At 68.9% G+C, this 15,748-nt stretch carries 14 protein-coding genes; 7 read left to right on the top strand and 7 right to left on the bottom strand.

Annotated features, from left to right (window positions below; translation table 11 throughout):
* Positions 1 to 47: 47 nt before the first annotated feature.
* Both HHUB_RS05165 and HHUB_RS05160 read right to left on the bottom strand, forming a co-directional pair.
* Complete coding sequence (locus tag HHUB_RS05165) at positions 48 to 629, bottom strand: molybdenum cofactor guanylyltransferase (RefSeq protein ID WP_059056524.1); 582 nt, start codon at positions 627 to 629, stop codon at positions 48 to 50.
* Positions 629 to 1,948: an MFS transporter gene (locus HHUB_RS05160; RefSeq protein WP_059056523.1), complete on the bottom strand. Its 1,320-nt coding sequence runs from the start codon at positions 1,946 to 1,948 to the stop codon at positions 629 to 631. Before HHUB_RS05160 ends, HHUB_RS05165 begins: the two co-directional genes overlap by 1 nt.
* Before the next feature lie 1,618 nt (positions 1,949 to 3,566).
* Between HHUB_RS05160 and HHUB_RS05155 the strand changes: the two genes are divergently transcribed.
* The 5 genes from HHUB_RS05155 (at position 3,567) to HHUB_RS05135 (ending at position 8,389) form a co-directional block, all read left to right on the top strand.
* The gene (locus tag HHUB_RS05155) at positions 3,567 to 3,944 is read left to right on the top strand and encodes a DUF5805 domain-containing protein (RefSeq protein ID WP_059056522.1); all 378 of its coding nucleotides are present in this window, start codon (positions 3,567 to 3,569) and stop codon (positions 3,942 to 3,944) included.
* The gene (locus HHUB_RS05150) at positions 3,941 to 4,987 is read left to right on the top strand and encodes a tyrosine-type recombinase/integrase (protein ID WP_059056521.1); all 1,047 of its coding nucleotides are present in this window, start codon (positions 3,941 to 3,943) and stop codon (positions 4,985 to 4,987) included. The genes HHUB_RS05155 and HHUB_RS05150 overlap by 4 nt, the downstream gene beginning before the upstream one ends.
* 211 nt (positions 4,988 to 5,198) lie before the next feature.
* Positions 5,199 to 6,185, top strand: coding sequence for an ABC transporter ATP-binding protein (locus HHUB_RS05145; protein WP_059056520.1), 987 nt, complete (start codon positions 5,199 to 5,201; stop codon positions 6,183 to 6,185).
* Positions 6,182 to 7,069 (top strand): ABC transporter permease, encoded by an 888-nt coding sequence (locus HHUB_RS05140; RefSeq protein WP_059056519.1) that lies wholly within the window; start codon positions 6,182 to 6,184, stop codon positions 7,067 to 7,069. The genes HHUB_RS05145 and HHUB_RS05140 overlap by 4 nt, the downstream gene beginning before the upstream one ends.
* A 33-nt stretch (positions 7,070 to 7,102) precedes the next feature.
* A complete protein-coding gene (locus tag HHUB_RS05135) occupies positions 7,103 to 8,389 on the top strand; it encodes a DUF7405 family protein (RefSeq protein ID WP_059056518.1) in 1,287 nt (428 codons plus the stop codon).
* On the opposite strand, the gene HHUB_RS05130 is transcribed toward HHUB_RS05135, so the two are convergent.
* Positions 8,390 to 8,695, bottom strand: a complete 306-nt coding sequence (locus HHUB_RS05130) for a putative quinol monooxygenase (protein ID WP_059056517.1) — start codon at positions 8,693 to 8,695, stop codon at positions 8,390 to 8,392.
* A gap of 48 nt (positions 8,696 to 8,743) precedes the next feature.
* Positions 8,744 to 9,703: a DUF7282 domain-containing protein gene (locus HHUB_RS05125; RefSeq protein WP_059056516.1), complete on the bottom strand. Its 960-nt coding sequence runs from the start codon at positions 9,701 to 9,703 to the stop codon at positions 8,744 to 8,746.
* Positions 9,704 to 9,782: 79 nt separating this feature from the next.
* Between HHUB_RS05125 and HHUB_RS05120 the strand changes: the two genes are divergently transcribed.
* Positions 9,783 to 10,850, top strand: a complete 1,068-nt coding sequence (locus HHUB_RS05120) for an iron transporter (RefSeq protein WP_059056515.1) — start codon at positions 9,783 to 9,785, stop codon at positions 10,848 to 10,850.
* Here HHUB_RS05120 and HHUB_RS05115 read toward each other — a convergent pair.
* The gene (locus HHUB_RS05115) at positions 10,847 to 12,412 is read right to left on the bottom strand and encodes an MFS transporter (protein ID WP_143416414.1); all 1,566 of its coding nucleotides are present in this window, start codon (positions 12,410 to 12,412) and stop codon (positions 10,847 to 10,849) included. The two genes, HHUB_RS05120 and HHUB_RS05115, sit on opposite strands and share 4 nt — an antisense overlap.
* Before the next feature lie 108 nt (positions 12,413 to 12,520).
* On the opposite strand from HHUB_RS05115, the gene HHUB_RS05110 reads away from it, so the two are divergent.
* Complete coding sequence (locus HHUB_RS05110; protein WP_059056513.1) at positions 12,521 to 13,345, top strand: helix-turn-helix transcriptional regulator; 825 nt, start codon at positions 12,521 to 12,523, stop codon at positions 13,343 to 13,345.
* A gap of 10 nt (positions 13,346 to 13,355) precedes the next feature.
* On the opposite strand, the gene HHUB_RS05105 is transcribed toward HHUB_RS05110, so the two are convergent.
* Entirely contained in the window at positions 13,356 to 14,264 is a 909-nt protein-coding gene (locus tag HHUB_RS05105; protein WP_059056512.1) for a hypothetical protein, read from the bottom strand.
* Positions 14,265 to 14,330: 66 nt separating this feature from the next.
* Positions 14,331 to 15,689 (bottom strand): hypothetical protein, encoded by a 1,359-nt coding sequence (locus HHUB_RS05100; protein ID WP_059056511.1) that lies wholly within the window; start codon positions 15,687 to 15,689, stop codon positions 14,331 to 14,333.
* Positions 15,690 to 15,748 lie beyond the last annotated feature (59 nt).

The following is a 15,748-nucleotide window of genomic DNA, read 5'->3' as shown; positions in this document are numbered from 1 at the left end:
AGACGAACGTCAGAAGCTAAAGGACCTTATACAGATATATTTGCCAGCTACCTCGCGAGTGTGCCACGAACGCGCAGTAAATCGTCCTTCGTGTTGACGTTCGTGAACGTCGTCTCGTCGGCGACGTCGACCACCGTCGGGTCGAGGCGCGCGAGCGCGTCGGCCAGCCGCCGGGACCCGTTCGCGAGCGTCCGGTCGCACGCGAAACGCGCCGCGTGGCAGCCGTAGACCGCGTGCAGCGGCTGCAAGTGACCGTTCGCGCGCGGCACCGCGGCCGTGTCCGCGCGCTCGAACAGCCGCTCGAACAGCGCCGGATCCGCGTGGGGCATGTCGCAGGCGACCGCGGCGACCGCGTCGCCGCGCGCCACCCGGAGCCCGGTCCGCAACCCCGCGACCGGCCCCTCGTCGGGAACCGGGTCCACCGCCAGCCGGTAGTCGAGGCCGTCGAGGGCCTCGGTAATCGCGGCTCGCTGGTCGTCCCGGCAGTTCACCACGAGTTCGTCGGTGACGCCGGCGACCCGGTCGGCGACCCGGCGAATCAGCGGCGCGCCGTCCACGCGCGCGACGGCTTTGTCCGCGCCCCCGAACCGCGTCGAGTGGCCGCCCGCGAGCACGAGCCCCGTCCGCATCAGTCGTCACCCGGCGCTTCGACGGCCGACGGGGTCGAACTGCCGAAGCCCGCCTCGTGGGCGACGCTGGCGATTCTCGGCTGGAACACCCACGCGGTCAACGCGAGGATGGGCACCATCGACGCCGCGACCACCGCGTAGCCGACGTGGAGGTTCGGCAGGAACTGCGCGGAGTACACCAGCGGGTAGACGATGCCGCCGATGGTGCCGACGCCGCCGACGACGCCCGCGACCGCCCCCGAACTGTTCGGGAACATCGCCGGCACCTGCGCGAAGATGGCGCCCTCCGCGAACGCACACCCCATCCCCACGAGGAAGCCCGCGGCGACCGCGAGCAACACCTCGCCGGACAGCCCCGCGAGGGTCATCCCGAACATCGCGACGACGACGAACGACATCGCGGTGAACGTCCACTGCTCGCGGTAGTGGCCCGTGAAGAACGGGAGGATGTTGCGCTCGGCGCGCGCCAGCCGGTCGCTGACGTAGCCGCCGATGGGGCGCAGCAGACCGGCCGCCACCGAGAACGTCGCCGCGAACGTGCTCGCGAGCACGAGGTTGTTCGTCCCGAACCCCTCGCGGTAGTAGGTCGCCAGCCAGCCGTTCATCGACAGCTCCAGGCCGAACGTCATCACGTACGCGAGCGCGAGCACGAGCGTTCCGTACCGCGTCGCGGTGTGCACCCAGCCGCCGAAGCTCGCGCTGTCCTTGGTCGCCTGCCGCTTCTCCTCGGTCTTGGCGGCCTCCCCGAGCGTGAAGTACGCCACGCCGAGCAGAATCGAGACAACGCCCGTGTAGAAGAACGCCGCCCGCCAGTTCGTCGAGAACAGCGGGCCGTTCCAGTTCGTCCCGAACACGCGCGGGAGAATCAGCGCCCCGCCCGCAGCACCGGCGTTCCCGATGCCCGCGTAGATGCCCTCCGCGAGCCCGAGGTTCTCCTCCTCGAACCACTCCGCGACGTGCTGGATGCCGACGACGAACGTGATGCCCGCGGTTGCGACGATGAGCCGTTCGACGAAGAACACGCCGTAGGACTGCGCGAACGCCGACGCGATGGAGAACACGCCGACGTACCCCAACACGATGGCGAACACCGAGGGCGCGCCGAACTTGTCCGAGAGCCAGCCGGTCAGCGCGCGCCCGAACGGCGCCAGCCAGATGTTCGCGCTCGCGAGCAGCCCGATTTCCGCCAGCGACAGCCCGAACTCGCTGGCCATCGGCTCCGTGAACGGCGCGAACGAGAACCAGATGAGAAACGAGAAGTTGAACCCGACGGTCGCGAGTAACAGCGTCCGGTACTTCGTCATCCGTATCAGCGCCATGCATCCACCCCACTATCATCCGAACGTCCAACGAATTCGATTTCACTAAACTGCTCGTCCACCGATTCGATCCTATTCTGGATGTGAGGCCACATCTCTACGCGAAAATCAATCACCACCAACTACATTAAGCTAGGCGTTGACGTTTAGTCGATAATACCGTGTGTGGGCTAGTGTTCGACCAGTATTAGGATGGGTACTACCACATTAAGGAGTTTGAACGGGCAGTTGTCGGTCGGGAAACCGGACGAATGCCGAATACGTTCGGGAACCGTGGTCCACGAACGGCTGCACACTGGCGAACCGCTGCGTGGTCGCCGCGCGGGGCGTCGAAGCCCGATTCGATGGAAAGTACGGAACGGCTTGCAGGAATATTCGATATAGCAGAATAGAATTTATCTGTTCGGTGGCTGGGAGTCGAACGACGTGAACGCCGAGTTTTGCGGTACCCCGTGATACACAATCTGATTACTTCGTCCGGAGAGAGCGACCGTGGCTCTCGTGAGTTGACCCACCGGGACGCCACGACCGGGGCAGCTCGTTCGTGCCACCGATACTCGCTACGCGAGACGCCCACAACGAGACCAGATAGAATAGCCAAGAATTTTATCTATTCCACCTATCGTAGCTTTCATAGTCTTTCCGTCCGCTCCATTCCCGACGTTCGGAGTTGCTGCGTCGGGAGACGGGAACTACGCGGTATCGGAGCCCCGGACTGCAACTCGAAGTTGTCGAGCCCCCGAGCAACCGAGGCATCGGGCCTCGGCGTGTCGATTACTCACACTGCGGTACCGAGGCGAAACCGGAATCTCGTCGCGTGAACCGGGCTGGGGCCCCGAAGGACCGGTACATCTCTGTTCGAGCCGTCGGGAGTCGTGATACTCCCAGTCTGCCCCTCAAGCCGATGTTCCCCGAAGTTCGAGAGTCCGTGGCCGAGCCGTTCTAACGGACGGTGCGCCTCACACGAGGTACATCCCCCGGTTCCCCGCGAAGCAATCCACCGAGAGAAGCGAAGTCTCCCGTGGTGTCGGGGCTAGGTGTCGGCTCGACGCCGCGAGAAGCCCCGGCGCGATTCGTCGCGGACCGACTGGAGTGGTCCGCTCTGAGCCGGGATTCGACGGCGGGCGCGTCGCTCGAATCACTCTCGTAGCGTCCGAGGCTCCGCATCGGCCACTCGAATGGAGGAGTCCGCGACTGGAGCTTCGACGGGCCGCGGGCGCTACGAACTGAACGCGGACGAACCGACACACGACTCAGTTCGTTGGCGCAATCCGCCGGGTAGCCACCAGTGCCGACGACCGACGCGAGCCGGGATTCTGAGGAAGTGCGTCAACCAGTGCGGGCTGTATCGAAGGACGGTTCGTTCGGCCCTCGGAAGGAACTGCGAAATTTTCGAACTGATTGCTCGCGAGTGCCGCGGGAACGCTCCGACGCCGAATCTATATCAAGGAATGTGGTATCACAGAGGAAAATTGGTTATCCTTCCATACAGTCCCTAAATACACAAATCCTTCTGTGCGGTACTGTATTTTCTCCACTTAGGGCCCTATTCCAGACGATAAGACACCTTATCTGCTCGTGGGGAACACTGAAGTTTCCGGCCGGAGATGCGGGGAGTATGGCTGGTGACGACCGCGCGGTCGTGAAGACGTACGTGCCGACCGAGCAGAAGTCCCGGTGGAGCGAGCACGCTGACGAACTCGACATGTCCCAGAGCGAGTACCTGCGGACGATGGTGCAGGCCGGGCGGCGGGGGTTCCTAGACGACCACGAGGAAGGTTGTTCTGGGGACGCTACCCCTGGGGGGAGCGACCTCGAAGACCGGGTCCTCGAATCGGTCTCGGAGGGGGCGGTCGTGTCGTGGGACGAACTCGTCGCGGAGCTCTCAGGCGACTTCGAGGACCGCCTCGACGACGCAGTGCAGTCGCTGGTCGAGGGCGGGGAGATTCGCCACGACCCACGGCAGGGCGGCTACGTCCGCCGGGAGGACCGATGAGCGAGCGCGCCGCCGACGCGGGCCGTGGCCACGACGCCGAGGACTCCATCGAGTACTTCCTCGAGGACATGGCCTACCACGGGAAGTCCGAGCGCACGCGCGAGGCGTACGGCCGCGTCCTCCGGGAGTTCGAGGCGTTCCTCTCCGAGACGGGCACCGAGCCCGCTGCAGCCGACCGCCGGGACTGCCTTGCGTGGGTGCACGAACTCCGCGGCGACCACGCCGACAGCACGGTCGCGACGTACGCCTCCTACCTGAATCGGTTCTACAGCTACATGACCCAGGTCGGGGAGTTCGACGGCAATCCGATGACGCTGGTCACCCAGGAGATGGACGAGGCGATCGACACGGACCCGACTCGGCGCGAAGTGTCGATAGCCCAGATGCGGTCGTTCGTGGCGGGAATCACCCACCCGCTGGAGCGAGCGGTCGTCCTCACACTGCTGAAAACTGGACTACGCGTCGGCGAGCTCTGTAATCTCGACGTCCGCGACCTCGCGCTGGACGCGCCCGCCGTCGAGGCTGCCTACGACCTTGGGACGCGTGCACAACTGGACGGCCGGCCGGACACGCTGTTCGTCGATCCGGACGTGAGCCGCGGCGAGGTGGCGAACGGCGAGGAGCGGACCGCGTCGAACAAGCGCAAGCGCGCGACGCTCGTTCCCGTAGACGCGGAGTTGAAGGCCGCGCTCGTGCGCTGGCTGGCGATTCGGCCGGACACGCCGTCGCCGGCGGAGCCGCTGTTCGCGAGCACGCGGGACGCGTGGGGGAAGCGACTCACGCCGGAGATGGTGCGGTCGTTCGTCCGCGAGCACGCCGAACGCGCGGGCTGGTACCGAAGCGGTGCGGACGCCGCCGAGAACGTCACGCCCCACTACTTCCGGCACTTCTTCACGACGCACCTCCGGGACCGCACCGGCGACCGCGGCGTCGTGAAGTACCTCCGCGGGGACGTCGCCGACGACATCATCGACACGTACACGCACAACTGGGGGGACAGGGTGCGCGAGGTCTACCTCGCGAACGTGTACTCGTTGACGTGACGTTCGAACGGCAGCGTATAAATTCTATATTGCTATACTGAATTGGTCGCTTCGACGCGGCTTCGAGTTTGCCCGCAATCGGCCGAAAATCGGTTACTCGCGCTTTCTACGATAGTTTACGTCGGTTCGGGAGCCTGCCGGTCCGGCTGCTACCTCGCTGAATGAACGTTCAATCAAAGCGTATATGCGTGGTGCCTCCGTTCGAGCAGCCGTGAACGCAATCGACGCCCAGCACGTGCAACTGACCTACGCGGACGGAACGGAGGCCGTCACCGACGTCTCGCTGGAGATTCCCGAGGGCGAGTTCTTCGGGTTCCTCGGCGCGAACGGCGCGGGGAAGACCACGACCATCAAGGTGCTCGTGACGCTCCTCGAACCGACGGCCGGCAGCGTCACGGTCAACGGTCACGACGTCGAGACCGAGCCGCGGGCCGTCCGGGAGTCCATCGGCTACATGGCACAGGAGACGAGCATCGACGGCGAACTCACCGCCCGGGAGAACGTCCGGTTCGCCTGCGAGGCGTACGGCGTCTCCGCGGACGGCCGCAGCGAGCGCATCGAGGAGCTGCTGGACCTCGTGGACCTCGCGGACGTCGCGGACAAGCAGGCCAAGGACTTCTCCGGCGGGATGAAGAAGCGCCTCGACGTCGCGACCGCGCTCGTCCACGAGCCGCCCATCGTCTTCCTCGACGAGCCGACGACGGGGCTGGACCCGAAGGCGCGCAACCGCCTCTGGGAGTACTTCGAGCGCATCAACGAGCGCGGCACCACGGTCTTCCTGACGACCCAGTACCTCGAGGAGGCCGACCAGCTCTGCGACCGGCTCAGCGTCATCCGCGGCGGCGAAATCGTCGCCTCCGGCTCGCCGGACGAGCTGAAGCGCCGGATCGGCGGCGCCGTCCTCGACGTCGAGTTCGCGGACGCCGACGACGAGACGCTCGAACGCGCCCGCGAAGTCGCCGCCGACGCGGGCGTCTTCGAGGACGCGGACGTCGAGGTGACCGACGACGGGCTCAGCGTCCGGTCGGCGTCGGCCCGCCGCCACGGGACGGACCTGCTCGTCGCGCTGAACGACGCCGGCTTCTCCGTCACCGGGTTCAACGTCCGCGACCCGACGCTCGACGATGTCTTCCTCGCGATTACGGGCGAAGGACTCGACGAGGGCGAGGACGCCGCGGAGGCGGAGGTGGCCGAATGAGCGCCGAGGGCCAGCAGCGGGCGTCCGGGAACGGCTTCGCGCGGGACACGTGGATCAACCTCAAGCGGTGGGTGTTGAAGACGACGCGGAACCCGTTCGTGATGACCGCCTCCCTGCTGAACCCCATCATCTTCCTCGTGCTGTTCACGGAGGTGTTCGGCCAGATTACCGGCGGCGCCATCAGTCAGAGCCTCGGCACGGACGCCAGCTACGTCACGTACCTCGTGCCCGCCATCGTCGTGCAGACGTCGCTCATCGCCGCCACCACCTCCGGCATCGGCCTCGTCGAGGACATCGAGAGCGGGATGTTCGAGAAGGTGCTGGTGTCGCCGATGCACCGGGGCGCGGTGTTCCTCGGGAAGTCCCTCTCGGAGGTGTTGCGCATCGTCGTCCAGACCACCATCATCCTCGTGCTCGGCTACGTCCTGCTGTACGTCGACTCGGGCGCGTCGTTCCACGAGTACGTCGCCACCGGCTGGCTGGGACTGGCCGGCATCGTCGCCGTCGGCATCGTGTTCTCGGTGTGGTTCACGGCGTTCTCGAACGTGATGGCGCTTTTCACCCGCGACCAGGAATCCACGATTCTCGCGGTGAATCTCCTGCAGTTCCCGCTGCTCTTTCTCTCCAGCGCGTTCCTCCCGCTGGACATCCTCCCGGGGTGGGTGCAGACGGTCGCCGCCCTCAACCCCATCACGTACGGCGTCGACGCGGCGCGCGCGCTGATGTTCGGCCAGGACGTGATGACCGTCATCGAGGTCACCGGCTTCGGCGGGATGTGGAACACGCTCGTCCCGGCGCTGGCCGTGCTGGCGGTGCTCGACCTCGTGCTGGGCGCTGTCGCGGTCCGCTTCCTGAACCGGGCGTCCAGTTCGAGCGTCCAGTAGACCCAAGCCGCCCGGGGCCGAACGCTCGCTCGAATGCCGCCCGCCGACCGGTCGCGCCGCGACGTGTTGAAGGCCGCCGTCGCCGCCGGCTCGACGGCCGCGCTCGCCGCGTGCGTGGACCTCGCGCGCGACGACGCCCCGCCGCGCGGTGACGCCGCCGCCAAGCCCGCGCGTCAGCACGCGTGGAACGACCACGTCCGCACCGACGAGTACGGGAACGTCGAACTGCCGCGCCACCAGAGCTTACTCTACCTCTCGCTGGACCGCGACGGCCCGCCCACGGCATCGGCCCGCGAGACCGTCGAGCGCGCGCTCGCCACCCTCGACGAGGCCTATGAGTGGTCCAGCGACGGCCTGCTGTTCTCCGTCGGGTACTCGCCGGCGTACTTCCGGCGCTTCGACGCCGCCCTCCCCGAGTCCGTGGACCTCCCCGACCCGGAGCCGCTGTCGCCGTTCGAGGACCCGGTCTTCGACACGCAGGACGCGCTCGTCCACCTCGCCAGCGACCGCGCGGACGTCGTCCTCGAAGCCGAGCACGCGCTCACGGGACGAACCGAGACGGCGAACGGTGTGAGCGTCGAGGCGGCGCTGACCGACGTGCTGACCGTCGATTCGCGCCGGACCGGCTTCGTCGGCGCGGGGATGCCCGCCGAGCGACAGGACGCCGACGGCGTCCCCGACTCGGAGCCGGTGCCCGAGGACGCGCCGCTGTTCATGGGGTTCACGGCTGGCTTCCGGGAGAATCAGGCCAGCGAGGACCGCGTCACCATCCAGACGGGACCGTTCGCTGGCGGCACCACGAAGGTCGTCGCGAACCTCCGCCAGCGCCTCGACGACTGGTACGGCGAACAGGACTACGACGAGCGCGTGATGGAGCTGTTCAGCCCCGGCCACGCCGCCGACGACCTCGTGGCGGGCGTCGGGGACAACCTCGGCGCGAACAGCCGCGTGGACGACTACGTGGACGACATCGAAACGCACGCCCGGGAGTACGGCCGCGTCGGACACGCGCAGAAGGCGGCTCGCGCGAACCGGGACGGCGACGGCAGCGTGCGCGTGCTGCGCCGGCACTTCGAGTCAACCGACGACGTCGGCTCCGACCGCGCCGTCGCGAGCCTCCACTTTCCGTCGCTCCAGCGCGAGATTTCGACGTTCGAGGAGGTGCGCCGTGCGATGAACGGCACGGACGTGACCGAGGCGACGCCGGCTGTCCGCCAGCGCGTCAACAACGGCATCTTGGAGTATATCTTCGTGCGGCGGCGCGGCTACTTCCTCGTGCCGCCCCGGGAGTCCCGGGCGCTCCCGGAGCCGAACCCGTGACTACAGTTCGACGTCGGTGACGTCGCTGACCTCGAACTGCCGGACGTCGGGCTCGCCGGCCAGTAGCTCGGGGAGCGCTTCCTCGAATCGCTGGAAGTGGTCGCTCTCCTCGTGGGCTTCGACGGCGGCCGCGTCCTCGTACTGCTCGAAGAACCGAATCCGGTTCTCGTCCTGCACGTCGACGGCCGCGCGGTAGTCGACGACGCCGTCCTCGCGGTTGGACTCCTCGACGAGGTGCTCCGCGAGGTCGAGGGCGTCCTCGCGGCGCTCGGGGTCGATGGGGAACGTGGCGTGGAGTACAATCATGCGTCCCGGAGTAGCGGCCACCCACCGAAGAACCTCCGGGTAGCGACACTACCGGCGGCCGAGCAGGACGGCCGCGAGCGCGAGCGCCGCGAGCGCGTGGACGACGCCGTAGCCGGGGACGCTCGTGGCGGATTCGCTCGTCGCGGACTCGCTGGTCGTCGCCTCGCTGGTCTCGGTGGGCGTGACCACGTCGCCGCCGTCGCCGGGCGTCTGGACGACCGGGCCGTCGGTCGTCGCGGACACCTCGTCGACCTGCCAGACGAGGAAGTACGTGCTCACGGGGCTGTCGCCGGCGCGCACGAGACGGTCGCCCGCGTCGAACTCGCCGTCGCCGTCGTCGCCGTAGAGTTGCGCGTACAGCCCGACCGTCGATTGGTTCTCGGTGAAGACATCGGGGCTGACGTCGAGGGTGACGTTCTCGTGGGTGCCGGCGTCGAGCGCTTTCGAGCCGACGACGCGTTCCTCGGTGCCCGACTCGGTGCGGAGCACGAGGAAGCCGTCCTCGGGGAGCGTGGCGGCGTCGACGGTCGCGGTGGCGGTCGCCGTCTGCTGGGCTTGCGCGCGCTCGGCGACGACGTTCGCCGGCCGGTCAGTCTTGGCGAGCGTCACCGACTGGCCGGTCGTCGCGCCGAACGCCGACGCGCGCTCGTCGGTGCCGGGGTCGAACTCGCCGTCGCCGTCGCTGTCCGCGTGAAAGACCACCCACAGCGACCCGTTCGCGGGCCAGTCCGCCCACGCGTCGTCGTCCATCTCGACGGCGAGGTTCTGCTGGAAGCCGTCGTCGAAGTCGACCGCTCTGTGGCCCACGGGGTCGCCGATGTCGCCGTCGTCGGTCGCGCGGTGGAGGACGACGAAGCCGTCCGTGAGCGGGCGGACGGCCTCCACGACGACGGTGCCGTCCGCGGAGTGCTGGCTGTCGACCTCGACGTGGTTGCCGTGCGCGGCGACCGGGGCGGCCGAGGCCACGAGCGCGAGCGCGAGGAGGGCGGCGAGGGCGGCGCGTCGCATACCGGCGCCTACCCGGGACGCGAGGTTAACGCTTCTGGACACCGGGAAGCCTATTGTCCAGCCGAACGCGGGCTGCGGTATGCGCCGCCGACGGTTCCTCGCGCTCGGGTCGCTCGCCTCCTCCGCCCTCCTCGCCGGCTGCGTGAGCGACACCACCGACGACGCCACGACAGAACCGCCCGCGACGACCACCGCAGCGACGACCGCCGAGAAGCCCGACGGGGTCTACGTCCAGTCCTTCGAGGAGCAGATGGCGATGCAGGGGACGACGACCGTCGGCGACTACACGGTCGCCCTGCTGTTCACGGTGCCGCACACGTTCTGGACGCTGGTCAACCGTGACGTCTCGAAGACCGAGAAGACCGCCGAGGACGACATCCACCTGATGGCGGTCGTCTGGGACGACGAGACCGACACCGTGGTGCCGGCCGCGGCCGTCTCCGTGGAGCTGGAACGCGGCGAGTTCCTCCAGCAGGAAGTGCTGTACCCGATGCTCTCTCAGCCGATGGGCTCGCACTACGGCGACAACTTCGCGCTCGACGGCGACGGCACGTACGACGCGACCGTCTCCATCGGCGCCGTCGCCGGGCGCAAGACCGGCGCCTTCGAGGGGCGCTTCGAGAGCGTCGAGAGTGCCGAGATGACCGTGGAGTTCACGGAGGAGACGCGCGCCCGAGTCGGCGCCACGCCAATCGAGGAAGCCGGCGAGCCGGGCGCACTCGCGCCCCGAGACACCAGCTACCCGAAGTCGATTGCGCCCGCGCCCGACGACCTCCCAGGGACCGTCCGGGGCACCGCGGCCATCGACGACGCCTACTACGTCGTGACCGACCTCGCGTCCGCCGAGCGCGTCGGCGAGCCCGAGCAGGCGTACCTCGCGGTGTCGGCGCGCACCCGGTACAACGGCTACGAGCTCTCCTCGATGGCGCTGGACGCGACACTGGTTCGGGACGGCGAGACGCTGTACGACGACACGCTGTCGCGCACGCTCAGCCCGGACCTCGGCCTCCACCTCAGCGCCGCGGTGCCGAGCGTCGAATCGGGGGACGAGCTCACGCTGTCGGTGCGCCAGCCGCCGCAAGTGGGCCGCCACGAGGGCTACGAGACCGCGTTCCTCGACACCGAGTCGGTGACGCTGACGCTCTAGGCGTACGCGGCGAACTCGCGGCCGAACGCGAGGTAGTAGCCCGTGCCGAGCAGGCCGACGACGGTCGCGAGCGTGAACGACAGCGTCGGCGAGAACGCATAGATTGCGCCGCCGACGGCCGTACTCGGGATGCCGACCGCGTTCCGCACGAGGTAGTACGTCCCGGTGACGCGGCCGCCCGCCTCTTTCTCCGCCGGCCCGACAATCATCGCCTTGTGCGCGGGGAGACCCGCGAACCGCAGCCCGGAGAACGCGAACAGCGCGACGAGCGCCCACTGGTCGGCGGGCGCGTTGACGAGCAGGACGGGGAACGCCGCGTAGACCGCGAACCCGACCGCGATGACGGGCTTGAGGCCGACGCGCTCGGCCAGCCGGGAGACCGGCAGCATCGACAGCAGGGCGACCAGCATCTCGACGGCGAGCAGCACGCCGAAGAACGCGTCCGGGCTCAGGGAGACGCCGAAGCCCGTGAAGCCGACGCCGAGGAACTCCGTGACGACGATGACGAAGAACACGTACGCCATCCCGTTGGCGAACCGCACGAGCACGTCCGCGACGAGCAGCGGCCGGAGTTCCGCGGGGAGCCCGCGGAGGTCGTCGAGGACCTGCCGGACGCCCTCGAACTCGTCGCCGATGCTGTCGCCCGCGGGGTCGTAGTAGACGTGCTGGACTGCGGTGCCGGCGACGGCGAACGCGACAGCCGCGGCCAGCACCCACTGGAAGCCGAGCGTGAAGTCGCCGGCGGACGCGATGAGCACCGACGCGAGCAGCGGGCCGACGAGGAAGCCGACGCGGCGGAACGTCTCCGTGCTGGCGAAGCCGGCGGCGAGCTCGTCGCTCGGGACGCTCTGTTTGACGACCGCGAACGTCGCGCCGAGGCCGAAGGACTTCCACGCCTGCGTGAGGAACAGGCCGACGAAAATCCACGCCCACGGCGGCACCGCGAGCGGGCCGACGCGGAGGACGTCGAGCCGCGGCGCGAGCAGCCAGAACAGGAACCCGAGCGCGGAGACGAGGCCGAACGCCGTGAGCGCCCGCCGCGAGCCGAGGCGGTCGGAGACCGCGCCGCCCGGGTACGGGTAGACGGCGCTGACGAGGTTGCCGAGGCTGCCGTAGAGCCCGATGACACCGGCGCCCGCGCCGAGCACGCTCATGTAGCGCGGCACGTACCGGCTGGTCATCTGGAAGCCGAGGCTGAACGCGAACATCGCCGCGGAGAGCACGAGCACGTCCCGCTCCATCGACAGCAGCTGCCGGAAGGGCGCGCGCGGGTCCACGGAGCGGTCGCCGGGCATTCGTGTGCGGCGTTCGACGGTGACCGGCAAAATACTGTGGACGAGTCCCCGCGCCGTCGGCACTCCGTCTCGGGCTATGTTCGGGCTCCTCCACTCCCGACGAGGACCGACAGGGCGGCTCTCGGGCGCCCGTGGGCGGCGTCGCGGCCTCGGGTGTCGGTACGCGTCCCGCACTGTCGGGTCCGACCCCCGTAGATTCCGGACTCGACCGGCTCGGCCCGCGGCCGCGTTCGACTCGTCCCGCCGCGGGTAGTTCAGGTCACCCATCGAACCAGCCGCTCACGGGCTGCCTCACACTACATAATCGTTTCCCCGCCAGCAGAGATAGTGTCAGTAGTACTAACTTTATTGAAGGTGCAGTGCGCGCGAGGACCCATGAACCGACAGACTGGCAGCGGCCTCGCCGAGGCGGCCGTCGAAACCCTACAGGAGCGCTACGAGTTTCTCGACGCCGTCCGCGAGCGCCCGCGGGATAAGCGCGCGCTGGTCGCCGCGACCGACGTCTCCCGCTCGACGGTCGACCGCGCGCTCCGCGACCTGGAGAGCCACGGCCTCGTCGAGCGCGACGGCGGCGAGTACCGCGCGACGACGTACGGCGACCTGCTCGCCGGCGAGTTCGCGTCCCTGCTGGACACCGCGGCCGCGGCGTGGGAGATTCGGGACGTCCTCGAGAAGATTCCCACCGACGAACTCGGCTTCGAGCTGTCGCGGCTCGCGGACGCCGACGTCACCACGCCGACGAGCGCGGACCCGACCGCGCCGATGCAGCGCGTGGTCGAACTGAAGCGCGGCGCCACGCGCGTGCGGTCGCTGGCGTCCGGCCGCAGCCCGGGCGCGCTCGACGCCCACGAGGAAGCCGCCGAACACGGCGACCACCACTTCGCGTCGGTGTGCTCGACGGACCTCCTCGCGTGGCTGGCCAGCGACCCGGAGCGCCGCGAGCAGGTCGCCGGGCTCCTCGACGCCGACAGCGTCGACGTCTACGCCTACGACGGCGACATCCCGTTCCCCGTCGGCATCACCGAGGACGTCGTCTTCTTCGGGGTCGAATCCGAGGAGGGCGCGCCGGTCGCGCTCGTGGAGACGACCGACGAGCGCGTCCGCGAGTGGGCAATCGAGGCCTTCGAGACGCGCCGCGAGGCGGCGACCGAACTCGAACGCGGCGATCTCGCGGACTACGCGGCCGACAGCGAGAACTGAGCAGTCGCGGTTACTGCGGGGGAATCGCGGTCTCGTCGGCGTCCGCGGCGAGTGCGCGCTTGACCGCCTGCACGTCCTCGCCGCCGGCCTCGGACTGGTTCTCCATCAGCACCGTCTCGCTGGGGAACAGCCGCTCGCCGACTTCGAGGCCGTGCTCGCGGGCCGTCGAGCCCGTGACCGTGAGGTAGACGCCGACGCCGACGTCCGCGATGGCGGCCTCCTCCTCGCGGCCCGCGTCGGGGTAGACGAACTCCACGCCCTCCGTGGCGTCCGTGCCGAGGACGGCGCGGACGAGGCGTTCGTAGCGCGGGCTGATGCAGACGTCGCCCTCGTAGGCCGCGAGGAACGCGCGGTCCAGCTCCTCGGCGCCGACGGACTGCATGGCCGCGGGCGTCGCCAGCAGCGTGTGGTAGACGGTGTCGCCGAGCCCCGAGACGACGCGGACGTCCGTGTCGTGGGGGTCGATGCGGTCGTTGAGGTCCGCGATGGTCGAGAGCGGCTCGGGCTCCAGCTGGACGACCTCTTCGAGGACGAGGTCGGCGCTGTCGAACCCGAGCGCGAACTCGTGGGTGCGGAGCGCGCGGAACGGCTCCTCGCGGCCCACCAGCTGGACGGGCGTCCCCTCGACGTCGAGGGTCAGCGAGTCGAAGACGACGCGCCGGGGCTTGCCCGCGCGGGCGTCCCGCAGCAGCGTGAAGTCCGGCTCGCGGGGCTCGGCGGGCTCGCTGTACGCGGCGAGGCGGTCGTAGACGCCGCGGTCGGCCGTCTGCTCGTCTTTCGTGACGGCCTTCTCGTAGCGCAGCGTCGAGACGACGTCGTCGGCGACCGAAGTCGCGTCGGCGCGAGCGGCGAATCTGTCGAGTACGGCTTCCAGGGGCCGTCCCTTCCGCGGAACGGCGACGCGCACCGGCGCAGTCATTACGAGAAGAAAGCCGGCGAGCGCCGAAAACGGTTGTGATTCCCCGGGCTGGGGCGGCTGGTGGCGTTACGTGCCGAAGACGTCCGAGAGCTGGTCGCGCCACTCCTCGATTTCCTCGACGTGCGCCTCGACGTCGTCGAGGTCCTCCGCGACGTCCTCGAGGTCGTCCTCCAGCTCCTCGACGTCCATGACGGCGTCCTCGGTGTCCTCGAGGCGCTCGTCGATGGCATCGACGTCCCCGCGGAGGCGCTGAACGTCCTCGTGGAGGTCGTCGACGGCCTCGACCTCCGCTTCGACGTCCGCGACGCGATCGCGGAGCTGCTCGCGGTCGCCCGCGGCGTCCTCGACGCTCGCTTCGACCTCACCGAGCTCGTCGTCGAGGTCGTCCAGCGCCGCGGACAGCGAAGACACCTCGTCCTCGACGTCGCTGACGAGCTGCTGGGCCGTGCCCTCCTCGTCGAGGAACTCCTCTAGGGCGTCCGTGTACGCCTCAAGCTCGGAGACGCGGCTCTGGAGGTGCTCGATTTCGACCTGCGTGCTGTTGGGGACGCCGCCGAAGGCGTCCTGCAGGGTCGCGAGGTCGTCGTCGCTGACCTCGTCGTTGCGGATGGCCTCCGCGAGCGTGCCGACGAGGTCGCCGGCGTCGAAGCCGACCGACTCGGGCGCGGGCTCGGCTTCCGCCGCTGCCGCGTCCTCGGTTTCCTCCTCGCCGAAGCCTTCGGCCTCGGGCTCCTCGACTTCCTCGTCACCGGCGGGCGGCTCGGGCTGGTCGGCGCCGTACCCCTCGGCCTCCGGCTCGGTCGGCGGCTCCGCCTCGAACGACTCGTCGGCCTCGACGGACTCCTCCTCGTCGGGCTCGGCGTCGAGGTCTTCGTCCTCGTCGCCGCCGAGGTCGACGTCGCCTTCGAGGATTTCGGCGTCTTCCTCTTCGAGGGACTCGATGCTGCCCTCGATGTCGGCTTCCAGCCCGGCTTCCTCGGCGTCGTCGTCTTCGAGCCCGGGGACCGTCTCGCGCTCGCCGCCCGCGAGCTCGCGGACGACCGACGTTGACTCCGGCGGGACGACCTCGTCGATGTCCTCGCCGTCCAGTTCGATGGTCGGCGCGGAGAGGAACGGCGTCTCGTCCTGCCCCTCCTCCATTCGCACGCCGTACACCGTGGTGAACGACTCGCCGGGCTCGATTTCGCGCTCGAAGCGGACGACGCCGTCGCCGCTGGCCGTCCAGTGCTCGCTCCCGTACTCGGGGTGGAACCCGATCTGGTCGATGCCGAACTCGTCGGGAATCTCGTCGACGATGCGGAGCGTGACCGCGTCGTCGCGGGAGGAGTCGACGTCGAAGGCGACCGCGGGGACGGGGAAGTCCTCGGCGTTGAAGAACTTGCTGACGGTGACGCCGTCGGTCTCGACGACGGTCTCGTCACTCATCGGAACCACCGGCGGGTTGGTCGTGCATACCACCACGTACGCGGACGAGGACTTAAATT

The sequence above is a fragment of the Halobacterium hubeiense genome (assembly GCF_001488575.1).
GTDB classification, from domain to species: domain Archaea; phylum Halobacteriota; class Halobacteria; order Halobacteriales; family Halobacteriaceae; genus Halobacterium; species Halobacterium hubeiense.
The sequence above is the reverse complement of the archived record's forward strand: the minus strand, read 5'-3'. Positions and strand labels throughout refer to the sequence as shown.